Raw genomic sequence first — 913 nt, forward strand, 5'->3', positions numbered from 1 at the left:
CTTGTGTTAATTCGGCGAATTCTTTCATGGAAAGAGAAAGAGCGTTCTCACGGAACGCCCTTGCAATCTTTCCAACTTTGTTAGTTGAAGTCATGCTTATTCTCCCTTCTTGGTGTCTTGGATTTCGTATTTGTATTCAATAGCAGGCTCGCCACGCAATACAATTTCTTCCTTGTAAATTCTCACGGACGCTTTTCCTTGACGGATAGCCGTTGCAATTTGTGGGTCTTCATCAACTTTGTAGAAAGGCGCCGCTTTGTTCGTGTTGTGAATCAAAACTTTACCCGCCGTTGTATAAAGAGCAACTTTTTTCTCTTTCTTATTAGTGTAAGAATCAACGGATTCAAAAGAGAAAATCCCTAAAATGATTGCTACTACTTCATCTGTGTTGGCTAGTAAGTCGGCGGGCTTTTCAATTTCCATTTCTGCGTTAACTTCTGGATAACGTGTGATGAATTGTTCCATAGGTGATAATTGACGGCGCTCATTAAATTTTTCAAACATAATATAGTTCTCCCTTGCCTATCGCTAGGACTTTAATTATTTAGGCGTCTTGCCTATGCCACTATATTACACCTTTTGTGTAGAATTGCAAGAACAAATTTGCATAAAATATATATTTTGTTTATTCTGAATATTCTGAATGTAATCGCAATCATAAAATAACAAAGAATTCAATTTAAATAACAATATTTTTCTCATTTAATTTTAATGTTCTGAAAATCTTGATTTGGATTTTAGACGGAATCCTAATTTAAAGCCTTTTGTAAGCGAATTTTCCACGAAATATGTATGAGAGGTTTCTGTGAAGATTCCGTTCACGATTTCACGAACTCCCAAATCCCTTGCGCCCCAACCGTTATTTAATGATTCGGGGAAAATCGCCGAGAGGGGTAGCCGATTGGTGAGCTTT

Annotated in this window: 2 protein-coding genes; both read right to left on the bottom strand. The window is 37.1% G+C overall.

The annotated features are described in order from the left end of the window. Positions 1–96 precede the first annotated feature (96 nt). Positions 97–504 carry a hypothetical protein gene (locus N1032_RS24175; RefSeq protein WP_259543020.1) on the bottom strand — a complete coding sequence of 136 codons (408 nt, stop codon included), beginning with the start codon at positions 502–504 and terminating at the stop codon, positions 97–99. A 204-nt stretch (positions 505–708) separates the two neighbouring features. Continuing rightward, positions 709–913, bottom strand: a 205-nt coding sequence (locus tag N1032_RS24180) for a hypothetical protein (protein WP_259543021.1), incomplete at its 5' end; no start/stop codon positions are given.

The organism is Herbiconiux daphne, from assembly GCF_024979295.1.
Taxonomy (GTDB): domain Bacteria; phylum Actinomycetota; class Actinomycetes; order Actinomycetales; family Microbacteriaceae; genus Herbiconiux; species Herbiconiux daphnes.

Bases quoted from the DNA above. Each gene is read 5' to 3' on its own strand.
- N1032_RS24175 (WP_259543020.1), bottom strand. From the start codon at position 504: ATGTTTGAAAAATTTAATGAGCGCCGTCAATTATCACCTATGGAACAA.